Annotated in this window: 22 protein-coding genes; 3 read left to right on the top strand and 19 right to left on the bottom strand. The window is 64.4% G+C overall.

Annotated features, from left to right (window positions below):
* Positions 1 to 68 precede the first annotated feature (68 nt).
* The 5 genes from JQ586_RS17090 to JQ586_RS17070 form a co-directional block, all read right to left on the bottom strand.
* On the bottom strand, positions 69 to 476 hold the full coding sequence (locus tag JQ586_RS17090) for a F0F1 ATP synthase subunit epsilon (protein ID WP_212395764.1): 408 nt from the start codon (positions 474 to 476) through the stop codon (positions 69 to 71).
* 93 nt (positions 477 to 569) lie between these two features.
* Complete coding sequence (atpD, locus tag JQ586_RS17085; protein ID WP_212395763.1) at positions 570 to 2,012, bottom strand: F0F1 ATP synthase subunit beta; 1,443 nt, start codon at positions 2,010 to 2,012, stop codon at positions 570 to 572.
* A 26-nt stretch (positions 2,013 to 2,038) separates the two neighbouring features.
* On the bottom strand, positions 2,039 to 2,917 hold the full coding sequence (locus JQ586_RS17080) for a F0F1 ATP synthase subunit gamma (RefSeq protein ID WP_212395762.1): 879 nt from the start codon (positions 2,915 to 2,917) through the stop codon (positions 2,039 to 2,041).
* 103 nt (positions 2,918 to 3,020) lie between these two features.
* Positions 3,021 to 4,550, bottom strand: a complete 1,530-nt coding sequence (atpA, locus tag JQ586_RS17075) for a F0F1 ATP synthase subunit alpha (protein ID WP_212395761.1) — start codon at positions 4,548 to 4,550, stop codon at positions 3,021 to 3,023.
* A complete protein-coding gene (locus tag JQ586_RS17070; protein ID WP_212395760.1) occupies positions 4,550 to 5,110 on the bottom strand; it encodes a F0F1 ATP synthase subunit delta in 561 nt (186 codons plus the stop codon). Before JQ586_RS17070 ends, atpA begins: the two co-directional genes overlap by 1 nt.
* 630 nt (positions 5,111 to 5,740) lie before the next feature.
* Between JQ586_RS17070 and JQ586_RS17065 the strand changes: the two genes are divergently transcribed.
* A complete protein-coding gene (locus JQ586_RS17065) occupies positions 5,741 to 6,235 on the top strand; it encodes a septal ring lytic transglycosylase RlpA family protein (protein WP_212395759.1) in 495 nt (164 codons plus the stop codon).
* Between the two features lie 94 nt (positions 6,236 to 6,329).
* Here the strand turns inward: JQ586_RS17065 and JQ586_RS17060 are convergent, their stop codons facing one another.
* The gene (locus JQ586_RS17060; protein ID WP_212395758.1) at positions 6,330 to 8,540 is read right to left on the bottom strand and encodes a primosomal protein N'; all 2,211 of its coding nucleotides are present in this window, start codon (positions 8,538 to 8,540) and stop codon (positions 6,330 to 6,332) included.
* 212 nt (positions 8,541 to 8,752) lie between these two features.
* Here JQ586_RS17060 and JQ586_RS17055 point away from each other — a divergent pair, with 212 nt between their 5' ends.
* Both JQ586_RS17055 and JQ586_RS17050 read left to right on the top strand, forming a co-directional pair.
* On the top strand, positions 8,753 to 9,739 hold the full coding sequence (locus tag JQ586_RS17055; protein ID WP_212395757.1) for a tyrosine recombinase XerC: 987 nt from the start codon (positions 8,753 to 8,755) through the stop codon (positions 9,737 to 9,739).
* A 114-nt stretch (positions 9,740 to 9,853) separates the two neighbouring features.
* Positions 9,854 to 10,444: a DUF4337 domain-containing protein gene (locus JQ586_RS17050; RefSeq protein ID WP_212395756.1), complete on the top strand. Its 591-nt coding sequence runs from the start codon at positions 9,854 to 9,856 to the stop codon at positions 10,442 to 10,444.
* Between the two features lie 96 nt (positions 10,445 to 10,540).
* Here the strand turns inward: JQ586_RS17050 and JQ586_RS17045 are convergent, their stop codons facing one another.
* The 13 genes from JQ586_RS17045 to JQ586_RS16985 form a co-directional block, all read right to left on the bottom strand.
* On the bottom strand, positions 10,541 to 11,071 hold the full coding sequence (locus tag JQ586_RS17045; RefSeq protein WP_212395755.1) for a hypothetical protein: 531 nt from the start codon (positions 11,069 to 11,071) through the stop codon (positions 10,541 to 10,543).
* 129 nt (positions 11,072 to 11,200) lie between these two features.
* Complete coding sequence (gene lpdA / locus JQ586_RS17040; RefSeq protein ID WP_212395754.1) at positions 11,201 to 12,601, bottom strand: dihydrolipoyl dehydrogenase; 1,401 nt, start codon at positions 12,599 to 12,601, stop codon at positions 11,201 to 11,203.
* Between the two features lie 35 nt (positions 12,602 to 12,636).
* Complete coding sequence (locus JQ586_RS17035) at positions 12,637 to 13,386, bottom strand: SDR family oxidoreductase (protein ID WP_212395753.1); 750 nt, start codon at positions 13,384 to 13,386, stop codon at positions 12,637 to 12,639.
* Positions 13,387 to 13,434: 48 nt separating this feature from the next.
* On the bottom strand, positions 13,435 to 13,803 hold the full coding sequence (locus JQ586_RS17030; RefSeq protein WP_212395752.1) for a hypothetical protein: 369 nt from the start codon (positions 13,801 to 13,803) through the stop codon (positions 13,435 to 13,437).
* Between the two features lie 30 nt (positions 13,804 to 13,833).
* Positions 13,834 to 15,081: a 2-oxoglutarate dehydrogenase complex dihydrolipoyllysine-residue succinyltransferase gene (odhB, locus tag JQ586_RS17025; RefSeq protein WP_212395751.1), complete on the bottom strand. Its 1,248-nt coding sequence runs from the start codon at positions 15,079 to 15,081 to the stop codon at positions 13,834 to 13,836.
* A gap of 155 nt (positions 15,082 to 15,236) precedes the next feature.
* The gene (locus JQ586_RS17020) at positions 15,237 to 18,197 is read right to left on the bottom strand and encodes a 2-oxoglutarate dehydrogenase E1 component (RefSeq protein WP_212395750.1); all 2,961 of its coding nucleotides are present in this window, start codon (positions 18,195 to 18,197) and stop codon (positions 15,237 to 15,239) included.
* A gap of 240 nt (positions 18,198 to 18,437) precedes the next feature.
* Positions 18,438 to 19,319: a succinate--CoA ligase subunit alpha gene (gene sucD, locus JQ586_RS17015; protein WP_212395749.1), complete on the bottom strand. Its 882-nt coding sequence runs from the start codon at positions 19,317 to 19,319 to the stop codon at positions 18,438 to 18,440.
* A 36-nt stretch (positions 19,320 to 19,355) separates the two neighbouring features.
* Entirely contained in the window at positions 19,356 to 19,832 is a 477-nt protein-coding gene (locus JQ586_RS17010; protein ID WP_212395748.1) for a DUF1579 family protein, read from the bottom strand.
* Positions 19,833 to 19,834: 2 nt separating this feature from the next.
* On the bottom strand, positions 19,835 to 21,031 hold the full coding sequence (gene sucC / locus JQ586_RS17005) for an ADP-forming succinate--CoA ligase subunit beta (protein ID WP_212395747.1): 1,197 nt from the start codon (positions 21,029 to 21,031) through the stop codon (positions 19,835 to 19,837).
* A gap of 168 nt (positions 21,032 to 21,199) precedes the next feature.
* A complete protein-coding gene (gene mdh, locus JQ586_RS17000) occupies positions 21,200 to 22,168 on the bottom strand; it encodes a malate dehydrogenase (RefSeq protein ID WP_021078790.1) in 969 nt (322 codons plus the stop codon).
* A 182-nt stretch (positions 22,169 to 22,350) separates the two neighbouring features.
* Complete coding sequence (gene zapE, locus JQ586_RS16995) at positions 22,351 to 23,532, bottom strand: cell division protein ZapE (RefSeq protein ID WP_212395746.1); 1,182 nt, start codon at positions 23,530 to 23,532, stop codon at positions 22,351 to 22,353.
* A 220-nt stretch (positions 23,533 to 23,752) separates the two neighbouring features.
* Positions 23,753 to 24,289, bottom strand: a complete 537-nt coding sequence (gene thpR / locus JQ586_RS16990) for an RNA 2',3'-cyclic phosphodiesterase (protein WP_212395745.1) — start codon at positions 24,287 to 24,289, stop codon at positions 23,753 to 23,755.
* A 168-nt stretch (positions 24,290 to 24,457) separates the two neighbouring features.
* Positions 24,458 to 25,093, bottom strand: a complete 636-nt coding sequence (locus tag JQ586_RS16985) for an arylesterase (RefSeq protein WP_212395789.1) — start codon at positions 25,091 to 25,093, stop codon at positions 24,458 to 24,460.
* Positions 25,094 to 25,104 lie beyond the last annotated feature (11 nt).

Raw genomic sequence — 25,104 nt, 5'->3', positions numbered from 1 at the left:
GGTTCGGATTTTTGTGGCACCAGGTCGCCAGGATAACTGGCCACAAAGCTACTTGGCCAGGCGCGGCTCTAGTGCATCGCCGTCGTGTTGAGCTCGTTCTGAATGCTCTTGAAGTGATCGAGCCGCTCGATCGCATTGTCGAGTTCGGAGCCCTCCTTTTCGGCGAGCTTGTCTTCCATCTCCTTGACCGTGTCGGCGAACTTGGCACGATCCAGCTCAGCGAGCGCGGTCGCGACCTCGGCGAGCACGGTCAGGCCCTTTTCCGACACTTCAGCAATACCGCCGAGCACGATCAGCTTCTCGCGCTTGCCGGCGGCGGTGATGGTTAGGATACCCGGACGAACTCCGGCCACGACCGGCGCATGTCCGGCGAGCACGCCGAAATCGCCTTCCACGCCGGGAACGTCAACCTGATCGACCTCGCCGGAGAAGGTGAGCTTTTCGGGGGAGACGAGATCGAAGTGGAAGGTGGCCATGGAAAACCTGCGAATGGTGAATAGCGAATAGCGAGTGGCGGCAAAGGGAGTGCGCGATTGATATTCGCTACTCCCTATTCGCCATTCGCCTGCTTACGCCGCCTCGGCGGCGAGCTTCTTGCCCTTCTCGACGGCTTCTTCGATGGTGCCGACCATGTAGAAGGCCGCTTCCGGCAGGTGGTCGTACTTGCCCTCGCAGAGATCGCGGAAACCCTTGATGGTGTCAGCGAGGTCGACGAACTTGCCCGGCGAGCCGGTGAAGACTTCGGCGACGTGGAACGGCTGCGACAGGAAGCGCTCGACCTTGCGGGCGCGGGCAACGGTCAGCTTGTCTTCTTCCGAGAGCTCGTCCATGCCGAGAATGGCGATGATGTCCTGGAGCGACTTGTAGCGCTGCAGGATCTGCTGAACGAGACGCGCGGTGCTGTAGTGCTCCTCGCCGACGACGAGCGGCGACAGCATGCGCGAGGTCGAGTCGAGCGGGTCCACCGCCGGATAGATGCCCTTTTCCGAGATCGCGCGCGACAGCACCGTGGTGGCGTCCAAATGCGCGAACGAGGTGGCGGGCGCCGGGTCGGTCAAGTCGTCGGCCGGCACGTAGATCGCCTGCACCGAGGTGATCGAGCCCTTCTGTGTGGTGGTGATGCGCTCCTGCAGCGCGCCCATGTCGGTGGCGAGCGTCGGCTGATAACCCACCGCCGACGGGATACGGCCGAGCAGCGCCGACACTTCCGAACCCGCCTGCGTGAAGCGGAAGATGTTGTCGACGAAGAACAGCACGTCCTGGCCCTGGTCGCGGAAATGCTCGGCGACGGTCAGACCGGTCAGGCCGACGCGGGCGCGGGCGCCCGGCGGCTCGTTCATCTGGCCGAACACCAGCGCGCACTTCGACTTCACGCTCGGATCCGGATTGTGCGGATCGGCGTTGACCTTGGATTCGATGAACTCGTGATAGAGGTCGTTGCCTTCGCGGGTGCGCTCACCGACGCCGGCGAACACGGAGTAACCGCCGTGCGCCTTCGCGACGTTGTTGATCAGCTCCTGAATGAGCACCGTCTTGCCGACGCCGGCGCCGCCGAACAGGCCGATCTTGCCACCCTTCGCATACGGAGCGAGAAGATCCACGACCTTGATGCCGGTGACGAGAATCTCGGCTTCCGTCGACTGGTCGGTATAGGTCGGCGCATCCTGGTGGATGGCGCGCAGGCCTTCGGCCTTGACCGGACCCGCTTCGTCGATCGGCTCGCCGACGACGTTGATGATGCGGCCGAGCGTACCCTCGCCGACCGGCACCCGGATCGGAGCGCCGGTGTCGGTCACCTCCTGGCCACGGACCAGGCCCTCGGTGGTGTCCATCGCGATCGTGCGCACCGTCGACTCACCGAGATGCTGCGCGACCTCGAGCACCAGGCGGTTGCCGCCGTTCTTGGTCTCGAGCGAGTTGAGAATCGCCGGAAGGTGGCCTTCGAACTGCACGTCGACCACGGCGCCCGTGATCTGGGTGACGCGACCGATCTGGTTGGCTGCTGTAGCCATGGAACGTTCTCCTTCGAAAATCTGCCTTAGACCGCCTCAGCGCCGGAGATGATTTCAATCAGCTCCTTCGTGATCTGGGCCTGGCGGGTCCGGTTGTAGATCAGGGTTTGCTTGCGGATCATTTCGCCGGCGTTGCGCGTCGCGTTGTCCATCGCGCTCATCTGAGCGCCGTAGAACGAGGCGTTGTTCTCGAGCAGTGCACGGAAGACCTGCACGGCGAGATTACGCGGCAGCAGACGGGTGAGGATCTCGTCCTCCTCCGGCTCATATTCGTAGGACGTGGACGAGCTTGCGTTGGCCGCCGGCGCCGTCACCTCGAGCGGGATGATCTGCTGCGCGGTCGGGATCTGGGCGATCACCGACTTGAAGCGCGAGTAGAACAGCGTGCAGACATCGAACTCTCCGGCATCGAACCGGGCCAGCACCTTCTGCGCGATGTCCTCGGCATTGACGAAGCCGAGCTGGCGCACCGCACGCAGATCGACATGCTCGACGATCTGCCTGTCGAAGGTCCGGCGCAGCTGCTCGTAGCCCTTGCGCCCGACGCAGAAGAACTTGACCTCCTTGCCCTGCGCGGCAAGCGCCAGCGCGCGCTCGCGCGCGAGGCGCACGATGGAGGAGTTGAACGCACCCGACAGGCCGCGTTCGCCGGTGCAAACCAGCAACAGATGCACCTGGTCCTTGCCGGTGCCGGCCAGCAGGGTCGGCGCGCCCGGCGAACCGCTCGCGGCTGCGGCGATGTTGGAGATCACCGCGTCCATCTTGTCGGCATAGGGCCGCGCCGCCTCGGCGGCGTGCTGCGCACGGCGCAGCTTCGAGGCCGCGACCATCTGCATGGCCTTGGTGATCTTCTGCGTCGCCTTGGTCGAGGCGATGCGGACCCGCATGTCTTTCAGTGACGCCATTCTTCGTCCACCCCGGCGATCCGACCACGGGGGTCAGATCGCGTGCCTCTTGATCGGTCACGCCCGGCCGGCGGCCGGGCGACGCCCCAGTTCATGCAACCGCTTACACGAAGCCCTTGGCGAAGCCTTCGACCACCGCCTTCAGCTTGGCGGCCGTGTCGTCGGAAAGATCGCGGCTGTCGCGGATCGCGTTGAGGATCTCGACGTTCTTGCCGCGCAGCAGCGACAGCAGACCTTCCTCGAACGCCTTCACCTTGTTGAGCGGGAGCGGATCGAGATAGCCGTTGGTGCCGGCCCAGATCACGCAGACCTGCTCTTCCATCTTCAGCGGCGCGAACTGCGGCTGCTTGAGGAGCTCAGTGAGGCGCGAGCCGCGGTTCAGCAGGCGCTGCGTCGAGGCATCGAGATCGGAGCCGAACTGCGCGAAGGCAGCCATTTCGCGGTACTGCGCGAGCTCGCCCTTGATCTTGCCGGCGACCTTCTTGGTCGCCTTGGTCTGCGCCGAGGAGCCGACGCGCGACACCGACAGACCGACGTTCACGGCGGGACGGATGCCCTGGAAGAACAGGTCGGTCTCCAGGAAGATCTGGCCGTCGGTGATCGAAATCACGTTGGTCGGAATGTAGGCCGACACGTCATTGGCCTGGGTTTCGATGACCGGCAGCGCGGTCAGCGAGCCGGAGCCGTGCTCCTTGTTGAGCTTGGCGGCGCGCTCGAGCAGGCGGGAGTGCAGGTAGAACACGTCGCCCGGATAGGCTTCGCGGCCCGGCGGACGGCGCAGCAGCAGCGACATCTGGCGGTAGGCGACGGCCTGCTTGGAAAGGTCGTCATAGATGATCACGGCGTGCATGCCGTTGTCGCGGAAGTACTCGCCCATGGTGCAGCCGGTGAACGGCGCGATGTACTGCATCGGGGCCGGATCGGACGCGGTCGCCGCGACGACGATCGAGTATTCCAGCGCGCCCTGCTCTTCGAGCACCTTGACGAACTGCGCGACGGTGGAACGCTTCTGGCCGACCGCGACGTAGACGCAGTACAGCTTGATGTTCTCGTCCGGCTGCGCGTTGAGCGGCTTCTGGTTCAGGATGGTGTCGAGCGCGATCGCGGTCTTGCCGGTCTGGCGGTCGCCGATGATCAGCTCGCGCTGGCCGCGGCCGATCGGAATCAACGCGTCGATCGCCTTCAGGCCGGTGGCCATCGGCTCGTTCACCGACTTGCGCGGAATGATGCCGGGCGCCTTGACGTCGACGCGCTTGCGCTCGGTGGCCTGGATCGGGCCCTTGCCGTCGATCGGGTTGCCGAGCGCGTCGACGACGCGGCCGAGCAGGCCCTTGCCGACGGGAGCGTCCACGATGGCGCGGGTGCGCTTGACGGTCTGGCCTTCCTTGATCTCGCGGTCGGCGCCGAAGATCACGATACCGACGTTGTCGGTTTCGAGGTTGAGCGCCATGCCGCGCGTGCCGTTCTCGAACTCGACCATTTCACCGGCCTGGACATTGTCGAGGCCGTAGACGCGAGCGATACCGTCACCGACCGACAGCACCTGCCCGACTTCGGTGACCTCGGCCTCCTGGCCGAAATTCTTGATCTGGTCCTTGAGGATCGCGGAAATTTCCGCGGCGCGGATGTCCATCAGCCTGCCTCTTTCATCGCGTTCTTGATCGAATTGAGTTTGGTGCGAAGCGAACTATCCACCATGCGGCTGCCAAGCTTGACCACCAGGCCACCGATAATGGAGGGATCGACCTTCACGTTGAGCGCGACGTCCTTGCCCGTCACCGACTTCAGTGCGGTCTTCAGCGCGTCGAGATTCTTGTCACTGAGCTGCTCGGCGACGGTGACGTCAGCGGTCGCCTCACCCTTGAACTTCGCCACCAGCGCGCGATAGGCGCGGAGCACATCGGACACGGCGAATAGCCGTCGGTTGGCAGTGAGCACCTTGAGGAATTTGGCAGTGGTGCCGGCGATGCCGGCCTTGTCGAGCACCGCGCTCAGCGCCTTCAACTGGGTATCCGCGGAAAACACCGGGCTGCGCACGAGCCGCTTCAGGTCAGCGCTCTCGTTGAGCAAGGCCTCGAACTTGTCGAGGTCGGCCTTTACTTGATCGAGGGATTGCTCATCGCGAGCCAACTCGAACAGGGCCGTTGCGTAACGACCGGACACTCCCGAAACGGACGGATCTTCAGCAGCCACGAGCTCGCTCTTTTTTGCTGTCAAACTCGCAAGGGAAAAACCGTCGCCACCAAAGCAGCGCCTAGCGATCCAAGCCCTTGGAATTCAAGCGGGACTTCGATTTTCGACCGGCACGGAACGTGCCGGGACCGTTAAAATCGCGGCTTTGCTAACATAGCAATCGCGCAGGTGCAACATGACGGCACGGCCGAGACCGCCTTGCCGCACAAGCCTTTCGACGACGGTCGCAGCCTGCAGAACCAAGCAATTCGGCACGCGGGAATTCGGCCCCGCCGGTATGGCTGCGCGCTCGCCCCGATTGGTTCCCGCAACAATCCGCATAGGTCCATGAATCGAAGCGCGGGAACCCGGAGCGGACCGACGTTCCATTTGGCGATTACTTACCGAAAACTTACCGTGGCTTCGTTAAGCAGTATTTGTAAGTATTAGATGGATTAAAATTCAGTTAAAGCCAAAGATTAAGGAATCTCTCGGCAATACCCTCCCGCGGTAACAAGATATTTCAGGCGGAGACAATCCCGATTTACTGCCCAATTCGTGCCGCAATGCAAAATCAAACGGCCTTGGTCAACAATGGGACGGGGGTTCCACTTGCCGCGTTAGTGGCAATACTGTCTGAGGGTCTTATCAATGCTGAATATCAAGATGCTGGGGAATGTAACCCAGTCACGAACGGCGCTTGCTGTTGTCGCCGCAACTCTGCTGGTGGGGGGCACCGCCACCGAGGCGTCCGCAAAGTCCAGACACCACCGCTACGCCTATCACCACCATCATCATCGCGCCGAGGCCGAGGGGTCGTCCTGGCGGGATGCCAATGCTTCGATTGCGCAGCCGACCGGCGGCCACACGTTCTCAGGGATGGCCTCGTTCTACGGCAATGAATCGGGCAGCCGCACCGCCTCGGGTCAGCGCTTCAACCAGAACGCCATGACCGCAGCCCATCGCTCGCTGCCGTTCGGCACCAAGGTCCGCGTCACCCATGGCGGCCGCAGCGTCATCGTCACCATCAACGATCGTGGCCCGTTCGTCCGCGGCCGCGTGCTCGACCTCTCCACCGGCGCAGCCCGCGCCATCGGCCTGACCGGTGCCGGCGTCGGCCGTGTCACCGCCGAGGTCGTCTCGTAAGCGTTCAGTAAGCGTTGCGTTGCGTAACGGCCGCGAGGCCTGCGTCGCGCGCCAAGAAATGGCCTGCCGTCGCGAATGACGGCAGGCTTTTTCTTTACAGGAAGCTCTGCGGATCGACGTCGACCTCGAGCTTCAGGTTGCCCTTGGTCTTGGGACCTGCGGCCAGCCAACCGCGCAAATATTGCGAGAGGTCGACGTTGCGCAGCGACTTCACCAGCAGGCGGAAGCGATAGCGGCCCTTGATGACCGCAAGGGGCGCCTCGGCGGGGCCGAGCACCTGGATCCGGTCGTCGAGCGGCGCCGTTGCCGCGAGCTTGCGCGCAAAGCCCTCGGCGGTCGGACGGTCGCCGGCAGAGATGATCAGGCTCGCCAGCCGACCGAACGGCGGGTAGCCGGTGCGTTCGCGGATATCGATCTCGCTCGCGTAGAACGCCTCGCGGTCGCTCGCGATCAGGGCCTTGATAACGGGGTGCTCCGGCTGGTGCGTCTGCAAATAGCCGACGCCGCGGCCCTTGTCGCGGCCGGCGCGGCCGACCACCTGGTTCAGCAGCTGGAACGTGCGCTCGGCGGCGCGCGGATCGCCGTTGCTGAGGCCGAGATCGGCATCGACGACACCGACCAGGTTGAGCCGCGGGAAATTGTGGCCCTTGGCCACGAGCTGGGTGCCGATGATGACGTCGACACGGCCCTCGGCGATCTCGTTCAGCTCGCTGCGCATGGTCTCGATCGAGGTGATGAGATCGCTCGACAGCACCATGGTGCGGGCCTCGGGGAAGATGCTTGCCGCCTCCTCCTGCAGACGCTCGACACCGGGACCGACGGCGACCAGCGATTCCTCCGCCGCGCAATGCGGACAGATGTTCGGGCGCGGCATGGAGAAGCCGCAATGATGGCAGACGAGGCGCTGGCGGAAGCGGTGATCGACCAGCCAGGCATCGCAGATGGTACAGGCGAAGCGATGCCCGCAGGCACGGCATAGCGTCAGCGGCGCATAGCCGCGGCGATTGAGGAACAAGAGCGCCTGTTCGCGCCGCTCGATCGCATACCGGATCTGCTCGGCGAGCGGCGGCGAGATGAAGCGGCCGCGCGGCGGCGGCGCGCGCCGCATGTCGATCGCCTCGATATGCGGCATGTGCTGGCCGCCGAACCGCGCGGGCAGCGCGACGCGCTGATAGCGCCCCTTGCGCGCATTGACCTCGCTTTCGACCGACGGCGTCGCCGACGCCAGCACGATCGGGATCTTGGCGATATGGGCGCGGACCACCGCCATGTCGCGCGCGTGATAATGCGCGCCGTCGTCCTGCTTGTAGGCCTGGTCGTGCTCCTCATCGACAATGATGAGCCCAAGATCGGCATAGGGCAGAAACAGCGCGGAGCGGGCGCCGACCACGACCGGCGCCTTGCCTTCCGAGATCGCGGCCCAGTTCCGCGCGCGCGTACGCGGCGTCAGCTCCGAATGCCATTCGAGCGGCCGGACGCCAAAGCGCTGTGCGAAGCGGTCGAGGAACTGGCCGGTCAGCGCGATCTCCGGCATCAGGATCAGCGACTGTTTGCCGCGCCTTATGTTCTCGGCGATCGCCTCGAAATACACCTCGGTCTTGCCGGATCCGGTCACACCATCGAGCAGCGCGACATGAAAGCTGCCGCTCGCCGCGAGTGTGCGCATCACATCGACCGCGCTGCGCTGATCACGCGAGAAATCCGGCTGAGCGTAGGATGGATCCGGAGGCGGCGGCGCCTGCGGCGGCGGCATCGCTTCGACCGTCAGAGTGCCTTCATCGACCAGCCCGTCGATCACCCCGGAACTGACCCCGGCCTCCCGCGCCGCCTCCGATTTGCCGTGCAACAGCCCATCCGACAGCACGTCGATAACGCGCCGGCGCGCCGGCGTCAGGCGCCGCGGCGGCTCGCCGACCAGCCGCACGCCGGGACGCGTGCGCTCCGGCCCGAGATTCTCCCCCATGCGCAGCGTCATCCGCAGCACCATGCCGCGGGCTGACAACGTGTAGTTGGACACCCAATCGACGAGCTGGCGCAATTCCGCCTTCAGCGGCGGCACGTCGAGCTTGTCGCTGACGTCCTTGAGGCGGTTATGCAGGCGTGGATCCGGCTTCGCATTCTCCGCCCACACCACCGCGACGACCTCGCGCGGCCCGAGCGGAACACAGACCACATCGCCGGGGGCAAGCTCCATGTCGCGCGGGACGCGGTAGGAATAGGCCTGATTCAGCGCCACGGGCACCAGCACATCGACGACACGGGTCGTCGACGTCGAGGCCGTGCTGCTGCTGATAGTATGGTCCATCCCGGAATCGATCTTTGAGCCGCGGAGGTTAGAGCATGATCCGGAAAAGTGTGAAGCGGTTTTCCGAAAAGATCATGCCCTGACAAGAAGCTAGAGAGCACGAAGACGATTCGACCCGATCTCGTCGCGCTCCGGCGCCACCCCGGCAAGTTAGCGAACGGTAAACGAAACCGGTGCGATATAATCTGGCGAATCGCAACGCCAATAGCGCCATGGCCAGACCAAACCAGGCAAGCAAGCAGCCGGCGATCCAACCGATCGAGCTCGACTGCGCCGATAGCACCGTCACGCAGGAGATGGCGCGCTGGTTGTCGCATTTGCGCGCCGAGCGGCGCCTGTCGCCGAAGACGCTGGAGGCCTATGCCCGCGACGTCAGGCAATGCCTCGGCTTTTTGGCCGGGCATTGGGGCACGCAGGTCACGCTGACGGGATTTGCCGGATTGGAGGCGAGCGATGTGCGCGCATTCATGGCGATGCGACGCGCAGACGAGATCGGCGGGCGGTCGCTGATGCGCGCGCTGGCGGGTTTGCGCTCGTTCGGGCGCTTCCTGGAACGCGAGGGCAAGGGCAAGGTCGGCGCGCTCTCGGCCATTCGCGCGCCGAAAGTGGCAAAGAGCCTGCCGAAACCGATCCACATGGAAGCGGCCAAGCGTTTTGCCGATGCCGACGAGCGTGCCGGCGAGGAACGCGAGACCTGGATCCTCGTACGCGACGCCGCCGTGATGGCCCTGCTCTATGGTTCGGGCCTGCGCATCTCCGAGGCGCTGGGACTGAAACGCCGTGACGTGCCGAAGCCCGGCGAAGGCGATGTTCTTGTCGTGACCGGCAAGGGCAACAAGACCCGCATGGTGCCGGTGCTGCACAACGTGCTGCAGCTCATCGCAGACTACGCCGCGATCTGCCCGCATCAGCTGGGCCCCACCGGCCCGATGTTCGTCGGCGCCCGCGGCGGCCCCTTGAGCCCGCGAATCATCCAGCTCACCATGGAGCGGCTGCGCGGCGCGCTGGGCCTGCCCGACAGTGCGACACCGCACGCGCTGCGGCACTCCTTTGCCACCCATCTGCTCAGCCGCGGCGGCGACCTGCGCGCCATCCAGGAGCTGCTCGGCCACGCCTCGCTGTCGACAACGCAGATCTACACCGGCATCGACAGCGAGCGCCTGCTCGAAGTCTACCGCTCGGCTCATCCGCGCGGCTGAGCCGCCCGGCCGGACCACGCCTCCATCTTCACGCGTCCGACACAAACGGCTCGCCCCTTGCGTTGGGGCCAGCATTCGGCAATCGTGGCGCGGTCTCATCCGGAGGGGGGAATCATGAGCGCACATGAAAGCATGGAGCAGGCGGAGCATGCCGAGCATGCCTCCAGCGAGAACAAGAAGATCGCACTCCTGATCGCCGTGATCGCTCTATGCCTCGCGCTGTCTGAAACGCTCGGCAAGGGCGCGCAGACCGAATCGATCAGCAAGAACGTCGAGGCCTCCAACCTCTGGGCCTTCTTCCAGGCCAAGAGCATCCGCCGCACCACCGTGCAGACCGCAGCCGAGCAGGGCAAGCTGAGCCTCGCCGGTGCGGCCGACGACGCCACCAAGGCAGCGCTGCAGAAGCAGATCGACGAATGGCAGAAGACCGCCACGCGTTATCGCTCGGAGCCGGAGACCGGCGAAGGCACCGAGCAGCTGGCCGAGCGCGCCAAGCATGCCGAACATGAGCGCGACGAGTCGACTGCGAAGTATCACCATTTCGAGCTTGCTTCCGCCGCCTTTCAGATCGCGATCGTTCTGGCGTCCGCGACCATCATCACCGGCATCGCCGCGCTGGCCTGGATCTCGGGCCTCCTGACTCTCGCCGGTATCGCGGTCACGGCATTTGGCATCTTCCAGCCGCATTTGTTGCCGCTGCACTGAGACGGTGGCGCGCCTCGTACACCGCGCCCTACGGGTTGGATTTGCAGGCTCCGTAATACCGGGTCGTCCGGTCCCGACGACGACAGAGACATGGAGCTAGCGTGCCTCGTGCACGCTTTTGCGGAAACGCGCGATCAGGCGCAGCATGCGCGCCGACCATCCGTCACCGTCGCCGCGCACGGTCTCGAGGATGCGCCGCTTCAGCGGCTCGACCACCGCAGTAGCCTTGGCGCGCGTCGCAATCACGAAATCATACAGCGACTGGAACCAGGGCATTTCGAGCAGCTTCGGCCGCGTCACGTCGAAAAGAAAGGCGGTGAGGCCGACGCCGAGAACCTTCACGAACAGGATGAGCGAGATCGCGCTGAGCCAATAGTTGCGCGTCAACAGCCACAGCCCGACCAGCTTGAGCGGAAACAGCGGAATGATCGGGACCGCGAACACGATCAGCGTCATCGCGGGCGACAGCGAATCGACACGGTCGGCGAGCCATTGCTTGAACGTACGCAGCGGAATCAAGGCCACCGCGCGCGCCACGATCGGCTCGACGTGATCCCACAGCCAGGCCTCGATCAGGAAAATGATCGCAAGCAGGATCCAGAGCGGCTGGAGGAGGCGGCGCAGCATCAATGTCATCTCTGGATCATGATGCTAGTCGCATCATGATCTCATCTCTTTGTTTGAGCATGATCTTTTCGGAAGACCGGCTTCCAGTTCTCCGGATCATGCTCTCGCCGGCCGACGGACGGGCGTCGATCACATATGGATGGCGCGTTTGCCGACCGCAAGCGCGGCTTCCTTGATGGCTTCGGACCGGGTCGGATGGGCGTGGCAGGTGCGCGCCAGATCCTCGGCAGAGCCGCCAAATTCCATCAAAACGCAGGCTTCATGGATCATTTCGCCGGCTTCCCGGCCAACGATGTGCACGCCGAGCACGCGATCCGTCTTCGCATCTGCGAGAACCTTCACGAAGCCATCCGTGGTCTGGTTGACCTTGGAGCGGCCATTCGCGGTGAAGGGAAATTTGCCGACGGTATAGGCAACACCCGCCTGCTTGAGGTCTTCCTCGGTCTTGCCGACGGACGACACTTCCGGAGTGGTATACACAACGCCTGGAATGACGTCGTAGTTCACATGACCGGCCTGCCCCGCGATGATCTCGGCGCAGGCAACGCCCTCGTCTTCCGCCTTGTGCGCGAGCATCGGCCCCGCCACGACGTCGCCGATGGCGTAGATGCCCTTCACATTGGTCGAGAAGTGCGAATCGATCTCGACGCGACCGCGATTGTCGACCGCGACGCCGGCTTCCTTCAGCCCAAGGCCCTCGGTGTAGGGCACGCGGCCGATGCAAACCAGCACGACGTCAGCTTCGATGCTCTCCGCAGCGCCACCCGCAGCCGGTTCGACCTTGGCGACCAGCGTCTTGCCGGAGGTATCGACCGAGGTGACCTTGGCGCCGAGCTTGAAGGTGAAGCCCTGCTTCTCGAGGAGGCGCTGGAATTGCTTGGCCACCTCGCCGTCCATGCCGGGCAGGATGCGATCGAGAAATTCCACGACGGTGACCTTGGCGCCGAGCCGGTGCCACACCGAACCGAGTTCGAGCCCGATCACGCCGGCACCGACGATCAGGAGGCTCGAGGGCACCTTTTCCAGCGAGAGTGCGCCGGTCGACGACACGATACGCTTCTCATCGATGTCGATCCCCTTCAGCCGCGCGATGTCGGAGCCGGTGGCGATCACGATGTTCCTGGTCTCGACGATCTCGGTCTTGCCGCCGCCGGAGACCTCGACCTTGCCGGCGCCGAGGATCTTGCCGGTGCCCTTGAGCACGTCGATCTTGTTCTTCTTCATCAGGAACTCGACGCCCTTGACGTTGCCGTCGATGCCCTGCTGCTTGAAGGTCATCATCGCGGGCAGATCGAGCTTCGGCGCGGAAACGCTGACGCCCATCTTCGCGAAGGAATGCGCGGCCTCCTCGAACATTTCGGAGGCATGCAGCAGCGCCTTCGACGGCATGCAGCCGACGTTGAGGCAGGTGCCGCCGAGCGTCGCGTTCTTCTCGACCACGGCGACCTTCATGCCGAGTTGCGCCGCGCGGATCGCGCAGACATATCCGCCGGGCCCGGTGCCGATGACGACGAGATCGTAAGAAGCCATGATGAGAATCCTGTAGGTAAGCTCTGTAACAGCTGTTAGCGCCCGCCCGACACGTCGAGGGTCGCGCTGGTGACATAGGAGGCCTCGTCCGAGATCAGCCAGACGATGGCGTTGGCGATTTCATCGGCGGTGCCGACGCGCTGCATCGGCACCATCGGCGCAAGCCGATGCGCGCGGTCCGGCTCACCGCCGGCGGCGTGGATCTCGGTGTCGATCAGTCCAGGCCGGATGCCTGCGACGCGGATGCCTTCGCCCGCGACTTCGTGGCCAAGCCCGACCGTGAAGGAATCGATCGCGCCCTTCGAAGCGGCGTAATCGACATAGGTGTTCGGCGCGCCGAGCCTTGCTGCGACCGAGGACAGGTTGACGATCACACCGCCCTTTCCGCCGTGCCTCGTCGACATGCGCTTCACCGCCTCGCGGGCGCACAGGATGCTGCCGGTGACGTTGATCGCCATCACCTGCTGGATTCGCTCCGCCGACATCTCATCGACGCGCACGCCACTCTTGCCGACGATGCCGGCATTGTTGACGAGGGCGCCGAGCGTCCCGAAGCCGTCGGCGGCCTCGAACAGCGCCAGGATATCCTGCTCGCTGGCGACGTCGCATTTCACCGCGATCGCCTTGCCGTTCTTCGCCTGGATTGCGGACACGACCTCGTCCGCCGCAGCCTTGTTGGACGCGTAGCCGACCACAACGCGATAGCCGCGCGCAGCGGCCGCGAGCGCAGCAGCGCGGCCGATGCCGCGGCTGCCGCCGGTGATGACAACGACTTTGTCGGTCAAATCAGCCCCCAACGTCTGAAGCGCATTCTTGAACCTCGTTCCATCAAATTACGACTTTGACGGCTGCGTAATTGTCCAACTCGTTGTCAGGTCCGGATTCTCGACCATCTCGTTGGTCGACCGCAGCCTGTACTCGCCGGGCCTCGCCGCCTGAAACGCCGCCAGGTGCGGCGGCAGCGTCATGGTCTGACCCATCCACATCTTGCCTTCGCACACGATTGCGATCCCTTCGGGCTTTGCGCTGACAATCCGGCCCCAACATTGAACCTGCGATGTCACCGTCTTTCCATCCGCGGCGACGTAGGTGATGCCCGCCAGAACCAATTGACCGACGAGACCGTCCGCTTCTTCCTGGTCCCACGCCGGAGGCGTGCTGCCGTCGGGGATATCCGGCGGCATCCAGGGCGGACGGGCCAAGTCATCATCAGACGACACGACGCCCCGCGATCAGAGATCCAGCACCAGGCGTGCCGGATCCTCCAGGCTCTCCTTGACGCGGACCAGGAAGGTGACCGCTTCCTTGCCGTCGATCACGCGGTGATCGTAGGACAGCGCCAGATACATCATCGGGCGCACCTCGATCTTGCCGCCGACCACCATCGGCCGCTCCTGGATCTTGTGCATGCCGAGGATGCCGGACTGCGGCGCGTTGAGGATCGGCGTCGACATCAGCGAGCCGTAGATGCCGCCATTGGTGATGGTGAAGGTGCCGCCCTGCATCTCGTCGATCTTGAGCTGACCGTCGCGGGCGCGGCGGCCAAAGTCGGCGATCGACTTCTCGATTTCGGCGATCGACTTGTGGTCGCAGTCGCGCACGACCGGCACCACGAGGCCGCGGTCGGTGCCGACAGCAACGCCGATGTGATAGTAGTTCTTGTAGATCAGGTCAGAGCCGTCGATCTCGGCGTTGACGGCCGGAATGTCCTTGAGCGCCTGCACCACCGCCTTGGTGAAGAAGCCCATGAAGCCGAGCTTGGAGCCGTGCTTCTTCTCGAACGTGTCCTTGTAGAGGGCACGCAGCTTCATCACTTCGGTCATGTCGACCTCGTTGAAGGTCGTCAGCATCGCGGCGGTGTTCTGCACGTCCTTCAGGCGGCGGGCGATGGTCTGGCGCAGCCGCGTCATCTTCACGCGCTCTTCGCGCGCGGCGTCATCGGCCGGCGACGGCGCGCGGACCTGGACGGCGGCCGCGGGCTGGTTGACCGGGGTCGGCGCCGAGGCGGCCTTCTCGATCGCGGCAAGCATGTCGCCCTTGGTGACGCGGCCGTCCTTGCCCGAGCCGGGGACGGTGGAGGCATCGATGCCGCTTTCGGCGGAGAGCTTGCGCACCGAAGGCGCAAGCGGCGCGTCGGCCGGCGGGGCCTTGGCCGCAGGAGCCGGTGCCGCGGCAGGCGGCGCTGCCGCCGGAGCCGCAGCCTTGGCGGGCGCTGCGGCGGTCGCAGGCTTGGCGGCGGCAACGGCACCGTCGTTGATCTGGCCGAGCAGCGCGCCGACGGCGACCGTCTCGCCATCCTTGGCGATGATCTCGCCGAGCGTTCCGGCCGACGGCGCCGGCACCTCGATCGTGACCTTGTCGGTCTCGAGTTCCACCAGGGGCTCGTCCACCGCGACGGCATCACCGGCCTTCTTGAACCACCGGCCGATGGTGGCCTCGGTCACGGATTCGCCGAGCGTTGGAACGCGAATTTCAGTCATGGTCTTTTCCTCAGATCAATCCTGCGGTCATGAAACGTGTGCGGCCAGCGTCCGCCGAGGCAGACGACCCAGCGCTCCGTGAGAACAGCGATCGGGCTGGCTTCGCGGGGTACTGGATGCCCCGCTTTCGCGGGGCATGGTCTTCGTGAAGATCGTCAGTTCAGTGCGTCGTCGAGCAGCGCCTTGAGCTGCGCCTGATGCTTGGACATCAGGCCGGTGGCGGTCGCCGCCGACGCCGGACGGCCGGCGTAGCGCGGCCGCTTGCTCGGAGCGTTGATCTGGTTCAGCACCCATTCGAGATAGGGCTCGATGAAGTGCCAGGAGCCCATGTTGCGCGGCTCTTCCTGGCACCAGACCATCTCGGCGCCCTTGAAGCGGCCGAGCTCCTGCACCAGTGCCTTCAGCGGCACCGGATAGAGCTGCTCGATCCGCATCAGGTAGATGTCGTCGATACCGCGCTTCTCGCGCTCCTCGTAGAGATCGTAATAGACCTTGCCCGAGCACAGCACGACGCGACGGATCTTGTCGTCCGGCTTCAGCTTGATCTTCTCGTCCGGCAGCATCTGGGCGTCATCGTACAGGATGCGGTGGAACGTGGCGGCCTTGCCGAGCTCGTCGAGCCGCGACACCGCGCGCTTGTGACGCAGCAGCGACTTCGGCGTCATGACGATCAGCGGCTTGCGGATCTCGCGATGCAGCTGGCGTCGCAGCATGTGGAAGTAGTTGGCCGGCGTGGTCGGATTGACCACCTGCATGTTGTCCTCGGCGCACATCTGCAGATAGCGCTCGAGGCGCGCGGAGGAGTGTTCAGGTCCCTGCCCCTCATAGCCATGCGGCAGCAGGCAGACGAGGCCGGACATGCGCAGCCATTTGCGTTCGCCCGAGGAAATAAACTGGTCAAACACGACCTGCGCGCCGTTGGCGAAGTCGCCGAACTGCGCCTCCCACATCGGCAGCGCGTTCGGCTCGGCGAGCGAATAGCCGTACTCGAAGCCGAGCACCGCCTCTTCCGACAGCAGCGAGTTGATGACCTCGTAGTGACCCGTGTTGTCGCCGCCGAGATGATTGAACGGGGTGTAGCGGCTCTCGTCCTCCTGGTCGATCAGCACCGAGTGGCGCTGCGAGAAGGTGCCGCGCTCGGAATCCTGACCCGACAGCCGCACGTGATGCCCTTCCTCGAGCAGCGTGCAGAACGCCAGCGCCTCGCCGGTCGCCCAGTCGATGCCCTCGCCGGTCTCGATCGCCTTGGCGCGATTGTCGAGAAACCGCTGGATGGTGCGATGGACGCGGAAGCCGTCCGGCACCTTGGTGATCTTGCGGCCGATCTCCTTCAGCACGGCAAGGTCGACGCCGGTGACGCCGCGTCGTGCATCCTCTTCCTGGTCGGCGATCTTGAAGCCAGCCCACTTGCCGTCGAGCCAGTCGGCCTTGTTCGGCTTGTAGCCGGTGCCAGCCTCGAACTCGGCATCGAGCCGCGTGCGCCAGTCGGCCTTGGCCTTCTCGACTTCGCCTTCGGTCAGCACGCCCTCGCTCACCAGCCGCTTGGCATAGATCTCCAGCGTCGACGGGTGCGAGCCGATCCGCTTGTACATCACCGGCTGGGTGAACGCCGGCTCGTCGCCCTCGTTGTGACCGTGGCGGCGGTAGCAGAACATGTCGATGACGACCGGCTTGTGGAATTTCTGCCGGAACTCGATCGCGACCTTGGCGGCAAACACCACGGCCTCGGGATCATCGCCATTCACATGGAAGATCGGAGCGTCGATCATCTTCGCCACGTCGGACGGATAGGGCGAGGAGCGCGAATAGCGCGGATAGGTGGTGAAGCCGATCTGGTTGTTGACGATGAAGTGCAGCGAGCCGCCGGTGCGGTAGCCCTTCAGGTCGGAGAGGCTGAAACATTCGGCGACCACGCCCTGGCCCGCAAACGCCGCGTCGCCATGCATCAGGAGCGGCAGCACGGAGATGCGCTGGTCCGGCGGATCGCCATGCTGATCCTGCTTGGCGCGCACCTTGCCGAGTACGACGGGGTCCACGATTTCGAGATGCGACGGGTTCGCGGTCAACGAGAGATGGATCTTGTTGCCGTCGAACTCGCGGTCCGAGGACGCGCCGAGGTGATATTTGACGTCGCCGGAGCCTTCGACCGCATCCGGGTTGGCCGAACCGCCCTTGAACTCGTGGAACAGCGCGCGGTGCGGCTTTCCCATCACCTGGGTCAGCACGTTGAGGCGGCCGCGATGCGGCATGCCGACCACGATCTCCTTCACGCCGAGATTGCCGCCGCGCTTGATGATCTGCTCCAGCGCGGGGATCAGCGATTCGCCGCCGTCGAGGCCGAAGCGCTTGGTGCCGGTGAACTTGACGTCGCAGAATTTCTCGAAGCCTTCGGCCTCGATCAGCTTGTTGAGGATGGCGCGGCGCCCTTCGCGGGTGAAGCTGATCTCCTTGTCCGGCCCTTCGATGCGCTCCTGGATCCACGCCTTCTGCGCGGCGTTGGAGATGTGCATGAATTCGACGCCGAGCGTCTGGCAATAGGTGCGCTCGCAGATCTGCACGATCTCGCGCAGCGTGCCGTATTCCAGGCCGAGCACGTGATCGAGGAAGATCCTGCGATCGAAGTCGGCTTCGGTGAAGCCGTACGAGCGCGGATCGAGCTCTTCGCGGTCACGCGGCGCCTCGATGCCGAGCGGGTCGAGCTTGGCGTGGAAATGGCCGCGCATGCGATAGGCGCGGATCAGCATCAGGGCGCGGACGGAGTCGCGGGTCGCCTGATGGACTTCGGCGTCCGTCAGCTGGGCACCCTTGGCCTGCGCCTTGGCGGCGAGCTTGGTGCCGACGGCTTTCTCGACCTGGGCCCAGTTGCCGTCCAGCGCCGAGGTCAGTTCGTCGCGGGGGGTGACCGGCCAGTTGTCACGTCCCCAAGAGGCGCCTTCGGCGTTCTTCTGGACGTCGGCGGGGGCGTCCTTCAGGCTCTTGAAGAAGTCCTGCCATTCGGCGTCGACCGAGCCGGGATCCTGTTCGTAGCGGGCGTAGAGGTCGTCGATATAGGCCGCGTTGGTGCCCTGCAGAAACGATGAAAGGGCAAAAGCGGCGTTCGCGTCCTGTCGAGACATGAGGCAGTCCTGGTGATTTTTTCGGTTCGCGCGTAGCAGACGGCGCAGTGCCGGTCTGAAGGGGGCCGGCCGGATGGATAACCCTTACCCCATCTGGGTCGGATAATCCTGCCTAAAAGAACCAAGAAATGAATGTTATTTCAAAATATCAAGAGGCGCGCCAAACCCTGTATTGGCGACAAAAAACGGCGGTTCCGGTGACTGGAACCGCCGCGAAGGGCACGAAATCTCTCGAAGGGTTTACTTCAGCATCTCGGCCAGGGTGTGCCCGAGCCGTGCCGGCGATGGCGAGACCTTGATACCTGCCGCTTCCATGGCCGCGGTCTTGGAGCCGGCATCGCCCTTGCCGCCCGAGATGATCGCGCCGGCGTGGCCCATGCGGCGGCCGGGAGGAGCGGTGACGCCGGCGATGAAGCCGACCATGGGCTTCTTGCGGCCGCGCTTGGCCTCGTCCTTGAGGAACTGAGCGGCATCTTCCTCGGCGGAGCCGCCGATCTCGCCGATCATGACGATCGATTTGGTCTTCTCGTCGGCCAGGAACATTTCCAGCACGTCGATGAACTCGGTTCCCTTGACCGGGTCGCCGCCGATGCCGACCGCGGTGGTCTGGCCGAGGCCTTCCTGGGTGGTCTGGAACACCGCTTCATAGGTCAGCGTGCCGGAGCGCGAAACGATACCGACGCTGCCGGGCTTGAAGATGTTGGCCGGCATGATGCCGATCTTGCACTCGCCAGCGGTCATCACGCCCGGGCAGTTCGGTCCGATCAATCGCGACTTCGATCCCGACAGCGAACGCTTCACCCGCACCATGTCGAGCACCGGTATGCCCTCGGTGATGCAGACGATCAGCGGGATCTCCGCATCGATCGCCTCGCAGATCGCGTCCGCCGCGCCCGGCGGGGGCACGTAGACCACCGAGGCGTCGGCCCCGGTCCTGGCGCGCGCCTCGGCGACGGTGTCGAACACCGGCAGATTGAGATGTGTCGAGCCGCCTTTGCCCGGCGCCACGCCGCCGACCATCTTGGTGCCGTAAGCGATCGCCGCTTCCGAATGGAAGGTGCCGTTCTTGCCGGTGAAGCCCTGGCAGATGACCTTGGTATTCTTGTCGATCAGAATGGACATGGTTCGTGATGCTTTCGCGAGACGAGCGGTGAAGGGTTAGTGGATACGCCGGTACACGCCGGTGAGCACGTCAGCCCACCCTTCCGCGTCAGGCGAGAACTGGATCTTCATGTTGTAGGTGTTGTCGTCGACGACCTCGTAGACGTGACGCGCATTGCCGCGCAGCGAGCCACGCACCAGGACCAGCGATTTGTTGACCCAGCCGCCGGAGGCCGGCGACGGCGGATAGTAGCCGAGCGAGTCGTGCCAAAACAATCGGTAGGCGCGATCCTCGCGGTCATAGGTGAACACGCCGTGGGTGGCGAAGCTCTCCTGGCCGTCGCGCATCTGCACGCTGTCCTGGATCAGGTAGAAGCCGTTGAGCGCAATGCGCGCGACGACCTTCGAGGTGGCCGGACCACCTGCGGTCCAGCGCGACGGATAGACCACCTCGTCGCCGGACCACTCGCCTGCGAAGACCGCGAGCTTGCGGTGTTCGTCGAGCGGTGTCGGGGCGTCGAGATGATCGACCATCGTTAGCCTCCCTTGACGGCCTTCACGATCTTCTGGGCGGCGTCATCGAGATTGTCGGCGGGCAGGACGTTGAGGCCGCTCTCGCGGATGATCTTCTTGCCCTGCTCGACATTGGTGCCTTCGAGGCGCACGACCAGCGGCACCTTGAGACCGACCTGCTTCACCGCGGCGACCACGCCCTCGGCGATCACGTCACACTTCATGATGCCGCCGAAGATGTTGACCAGGATGCCCTTCACGTTCGGATCGGCGGTGATGATCTTGAACGCAGCCGCGACCTTCTCGACGCTGGCGCCGCCGCCGACATCGAGGAAGTTCGCCGGTTCCATGCCGTAGAGCTTGATGATGTCCATCGTCGCCATTGCAAGGCCGGCGCCGTTCACCATGCAGCCGATCGTGCCGTCGAGCGCGACATAGTTGAGGTCGTATTTCGACGCTTCGATCTCCTTGGCGTCTTCCTCGGTCTCGTCGCGCAGCGCGACCACGTCCGGATGGCGGTAGAGCGCGTTGCTGTCGAACGACACCTTGGCGTCGAGCACGCGGAGCTGGCCCTGCTTGGTGACGACCAGCGGATTGATCTCCAGCATCGCCATGTCCTTGGCGACGAACGCCGCATAGAGCTGGCTGGTCAGCTTCTCCGCCTGCTTGGCCAGGTCGCCCTTCAGCTTCAGCGCCTCGGCGACGGTGCGGCCGTGATGCGGCATGATGCCGGTCGCGGGATCGACGGAGAAGGAGACGATCTTCTCCGGGGTCGCATGCGCGACCTCTTCGATGTTGACGCCGCCCTCGGTCGACACGACGAAGGAGACTTCGGAGGTTTCGCGGTTGACCAGGATCGAGAGGTAGAACTCCTTGTCGATCTCGGAGCCTTCCTCGATGTAGAGACGGTTGACCTGCTTGCCGTGCGGCCCGGTCTGCACGGTGACCAGCGTCGCGCCAAGCATCTGCCTGGCGAATTCATCGACCTCGGCGACAGACTTGGCGATGCGGACGCCGCCCTTCTCGCCGGCGGAGGCTTCCTTGAACTTGCCCTTGCCGCGGCCGCCGGCATGGATCTGGCTTTTCACCACCCAGATCGGGCCGGGAAGCTGCTTTGCCGCCGCGTCGGCGTCTTCCGGTTTCAGCACCGGCACGCCACGCGAGATCGGCACGCCGAATTCATGCAGCAGTGCCTTGGCCTGGTATTCGTGGATATTCATGGAAAGACGCTCCCAAACCCTCGTGCGGCCATTTCGTCGAATTCACGTCAGCCTTGACGCTGGCATACCATATACCAAGACAAGCGCAACCACAAAATCAGCCAGAATTTCATCACGTTGCGCCCGATAGACGATTGGATCCGCCTATCGGGCCATTGCCGAGCCGGATTACTTGCCGAGCAGATCGGGCGCGATCTTCTTGCAGGCGTCGACCAGACCCTGCACCGCGCCGACCGACTTGTCGAAGGCCTCGCGGTCCTTGCCGGCCAGTTCGATCTCGACGACGCGCTCGACGCCCTTGGAGCCGATCACGGTGGGCACGCCGACATACATGTCCTTCACGCCGTATTCGCCGTTGAGATAGGCCGCGCAGGGCAGCACGCGCTTCTTGTCCTTCAGATAGCTCTCGGCCATCGCGATCGCGGAGGCCGCCGGAGCATAGAACGCCGAGCCGGTCTTGAGCAGGTTGACGATCTCGGCGCCGCCATTGCGGGTGCGATCGACGATCTCGTCGATGCGGGCCTGCGAGGTCCAGCCCATCTTGACGAGGTCGGGCAACGGAATGCCGGCGACGGTGGAGTAGCGCGTCAGCGGCACCATGGTGTCGCCATGGCCGCCGAGCACGAAGGCGGTGACGTCCTCGACCGAGACGTTGAACTCGTCGGCGAGGAAATAGCGGAAGCGCGCGGAGTCGAGCACGCCGGCCATGCCCACTACCTTCTTGTGCGGCAGGCCCGAGGCCTTCTGCAGCGCCCACACCATCGCGTCGAGCGGGTTGGTGATGCAGATGACGAAGGCGTCGGGGGCGTACTTCTTGATGCCGGCGCCGACCTGCTCCATCACCTTGAGATTGATCGAGAGGAGATCGTCGCGGCTCATGCCGGGCTTGCGTGGCACGCCGGCGGTGACGATGCAGACCTTGGCGCCGTCGAGCGCTTCATAGGAATTGGCGCCGACGAGATTGGAGTCGAAACCGTCGACCGGCGACGACTGCGCGATGTCGAGCGCTTTGCCCTGCGGCACGCCTTCAGCGATATCGAACAGCACGACGTCGCCAAGTTCCTTGAGGCCGACGAGGTGCGCCAGCGTTCCGCCGATCTGTCCGGAGCCAATCAGTGCAATCTTGTCGCGTGCCATGGGAAATCAGTCCTTTGAACTGGTAGCGGGAGGAGGGAAGTCGATTGCAAGGGTGGTTATCCCTTTCGAATGATCCATTCAAGTCGCGGCCTGCCCAATTGTCGGCCCTGCCTGGAATTCGATCAGGCATGCCAGACCACCGTCATTCCGGGCGCGCGAGCGCGAACCGGAAATGACATTCCTCAGGTCTCGACCAGGCCGGTCGTCGCGCCGCTCGCCGCCGAGTCCTTGCGGCCATGCGGCAGGGCCAGATAGGATTCCGAGCTCATTTCGATCAGCCGCGACGACGTGCGCTTGAACTCCATCGCCTCGACGCCCTCGTCGGCAAGGTACAGCGACACCGGATCGGCGGCCGCCGAAGCCATCAGCTTCACGGCATTGTCATAGAGCGTGTCGATCAGCGAGATGAAGCGCTTCGCGGCGTTGCGCTCGGCGTAGTCCATCACCGGAATGTGGTCGATCAGGATGGTGTGGTAGTCGTGCGCGAGCCTGAGATAGTCGGACGCGGCGAGCGGCTTCTCGCAGATGTCGGCGAAGTCGAAGCGCGCGACGCCGTGCGACGAGCACGGCACATGCAGCACGCGCCCCTTGATCGCGATGTCGCGCGACTTGCAGGGCGCGTTGCCGGTCATCTTGCGCCACGCGGCATCCATCGCGGCGCCGGCCTCGGCATCATCGGGCACCAGCCACATCTTCACGCCGAACAGCTTTTCCAGCCGGAAGTCGGTGCGCGCATCGAGCCGCAGCACGTCCATGTGATCGGAGATCTGCGCGATGAACGGCAGGAACAGCGCACGATTGAGACCGCCCTTGTAGAGATCGTCAGGCGCGACGTTGGAGGTGGCGACCACGACGGTCCCGAGTTCGAACAGCTTGGCGAACAGGCGCCCGAGGATCATCGCGTCCGCGATGTCGGTGACGTGGAATTCGTCGAAGCAGAGCAGCCAGGCTTCGTCGAAGATCGCCTGCGCGGTGAGCGCGATCACGTCGGCGTCCGCGATCTCGCCGCGCGCGATCTGCTGGCGGTAGCCATAGATGCGTTCATGCGCCTCGGCCATGAACTCATGGAAATGCGCGCGGCGCTTGTGCTCGACCGGGCTTTGCTGGAAGAACAGGTCCATCAGCATGGTCTTGCCGCGGCCCACCTCGCCGTGGACGTAGAGCCCGCGCGGCTGATCCTTGTCGCCGCCGAACAGCCGGCCAAGCAGCCCCTGCTTGCGCTGGGGCTTGTAGCTCGAAAGCCGCTCGTCGAGCGCGCCGAACGCCTCCGCGGCGCGCGCCTGCGCAGGATCGGCCTCGATCGCGCCCGAGGCGACCAGGGCCCTGTAGTGGTCAAGGAAGGAACTGGGCGAGGTGGAGAGCATGACCCACCTTACGGCCCTACTGCGCGGAAAAATGCAAGCCGAGAATTGGCGTTGGGGGCATGCACTTTCCTCCCCCTCGCCCCGCTCTTGCGGGGAGAGGATCGGGGTGAGGGGCTCTCACCACCCGACGTGGCCTATCGATCGACATGTACCCCCTCACCCGGATCGCATCTTCGATGCGATCCGACCTCTCCCCGCAAGCGGGGCGAGGTGAAGAGGCTTATGCGCAGAGCGCGTAGGCGTCCTCGACCACGTAGGGCCCGCCGCCGGTGGAGGCGCGAGACGAGAACAGCACGAAGCGATCGGCCATGAAGGTGCGGCTCGGGAAGTAGCCGCGCACGGACAGATAGTCCGCGACATCCTGGCTCGATGCATCATGCAGCCGCGCGAGCGTTACATGCGGCGTGAACTTGCGCCCCTCCGGATCGAGCCCCATCCGCTGCATCATCCGCTCGAGTTCGGCCTGCAGCTCGATCAGTGGCCTGCTCGGCTCGACGGAGGCGACCACTGCGCGTGGTTTGCGTCCGCCGAAGCTCGACAGGCCCTTCAGCTTGACCTCGAACGGCTTGCGGTTCACCCGAAACAACATCGAGGCGATCTCGTTGGCCCAGATGCCGTCGATGTCTCCGATGAAGCGCAGCGTGACGTGATAGTTTTCGGGATCGATCCAACGTGCGCCGGGTAGGCCGCCACGCAAATTGGAGAGGGTCTGGCCGATATCGGCCGGGATTTCCAGTCCAGTGAACAGACGCGGCATCGCTGCAATCCTCGATGCGGTGGCGCGAGTTTTGGGAGCCCGCGCCCTGTTACAAACCCCGGTGACGAATCACCGACATCTCTTTTGTACCCGAGTTATATGACTCTGCGAAGCATAACGCGTTAACGGGTGGTAAACCTACGGTCAGGGCGGCGTGCTGCCCGCTTTTCAACTGTGTTGCCCCGATAGTGTGCCGAGAAATGCCTCCACCGTGGGCAACATGTTCTTCACGACGATATCGACACCCTCGGCGGTCGGATGCATGCCGTCGGCCTGGTTGAGCTTGGCGTCCGCCGCAACCCCGTCGAGGAAGAACGGATAGAGCGGCACGCCGAGCGATTTCGACAGGTCCGGATAGATCGCGTTGAACTTCGCCGCGTAGTCGCTTCCGTAATTCGGCGGCGCAAGCATGCCACACAAAAGCACGGCGATCTTCCGCGTCTTCAACTTTGTGATGATGTCGGAGAGCGCCGCGCGCGTCACCGCGGGATCGGTGCCGCGCAGCGCATCATTGGCGCCGAGCTCGACAATGACCGCGTCGGTTCCATCGGGCACCGACCAATCGACCCGGTCGCGGCCGCCCGATGAGGTGTCACCGGACACCCCGGCATTCACCATGTCGACCTTTATCCCCTTGGCTTCCAAGGCTTTTTGCAGGCGGACCGGGAAGGCGGCAGCGGCCGGAAGGCCGTAGCCGGCGCTCAGCGAGTCGCCCAGGACCACCATTTTGAACGGCCTCGCCGGAGCCGAGGTCTGCGCGCTCGCTGCTGTCATCAAGCCCATAAGCAACACGAGTATGTGCACGAAGATTGCCA

Source organism: Bradyrhizobium jicamae, assembly GCF_018130215.1.
In the GTDB taxonomy this organism is placed as follows: Bacteria; Pseudomonadota; Alphaproteobacteria; order Rhizobiales; family Xanthobacteraceae; genus Bradyrhizobium; species Bradyrhizobium jicamae_A.
The sequence above is the reverse complement of the archived record's forward strand: the minus strand, read 5'-3'. Positions and strand labels throughout refer to the sequence as shown.

Coding starts and splice junctions, on each gene's coding strand:
- sucC (WP_212395747.1), bottom strand. CDS start 21,031: ATGAATATCCACGAATACCAGGCCAAGGCACTGCTGCATGAATTCGGC.
- atpD (WP_212395763.1), bottom strand. CDS start 2,012: ATGGCTACAGCAGCCAACCAGATCGGTCGCGTCACCCAGATCACGGGC.
- zapE (WP_212395746.1), bottom strand. CDS start 23,532: ATGCTCTCCACCTCGCCCAGTTCCTTCCTTGACCACTACAGGGCCCTG.
- JQ586_RS17060 (WP_212395758.1), bottom strand. CDS start 8,540: ATGGACCATACTATCAGCAGCAGCACGGCCTCGACGTCGACGACCCGT.
- lpdA (WP_212395754.1), bottom strand. CDS start 12,601: ATGGCTTCTTACGATCTCGTCGTCATCGGCACCGGGCCCGGCGGATAT.
- mdh (WP_021078790.1), bottom strand. CDS start 22,168: ATGGCACGCGACAAGATTGCACTGATTGGCTCCGGACAGATCGGCGGA.
- atpA (WP_212395761.1), bottom strand. CDS start 4,550: ATGGACATCCGCGCCGCGGAAATTTCCGCGATCCTCAAGGACCAGATC.
- thpR (WP_212395745.1), bottom strand. CDS start 24,289: ATGCCGCGTCTGTTCACTGGACTGGAAATCCCGGCCGATATCGGCCAG.
- JQ586_RS17045 (WP_212395755.1), bottom strand. CDS start 11,071: ATGCTGCGCCGCCTCCTCCAGCCGCTCTGGATCCTGCTTGCGATCATT.
- odhB (WP_212395751.1), bottom strand. CDS start 15,081: ATGACTGAAATTCGCGTTCCAACGCTCGGCGAATCCGTGACCGAGGCC.
- JQ586_RS17055 (WP_212395757.1), top strand. CDS start 8,753: ATGGCCAGACCAAACCAGGCAAGCAAGCAGCCGGCGATCCAACCGATC.
- sucD (WP_212395749.1), bottom strand. CDS start 19,319: ATGTCCATTCTGATCGACAAGAATACCAAGGTCATCTGCCAGGGCTTC.
- JQ586_RS17050 (WP_212395756.1), top strand. CDS start 9,854: ATGAGCGCACATGAAAGCATGGAGCAGGCGGAGCATGCCGAGCATGCC.
- JQ586_RS17020 (WP_212395750.1), bottom strand. CDS start 18,197: ATGTCTCGACAGGACGCGAACGCCGCTTTTGCCCTTTCATCGTTTCTG.
- JQ586_RS17010 (WP_212395748.1), bottom strand. CDS start 19,832: ATGGTCGATCATCTCGACGCCCCGACACCGCTCGACGAACACCGCAAG.
- JQ586_RS17090 (WP_212395764.1), bottom strand. CDS start 476: ATGGCCACCTTCCACTTCGATCTCGTCTCCCCCGAAAAGCTCACCTTC.
- JQ586_RS17080 (WP_212395762.1), bottom strand. CDS start 2,917: ATGGCGTCACTGAAAGACATGCGGGTCCGCATCGCCTCGACCAAGGCG.
- JQ586_RS17065 (WP_212395759.1), top strand. CDS start 5,741: ATGCTGAATATCAAGATGCTGGGGAATGTAACCCAGTCACGAACGGCG.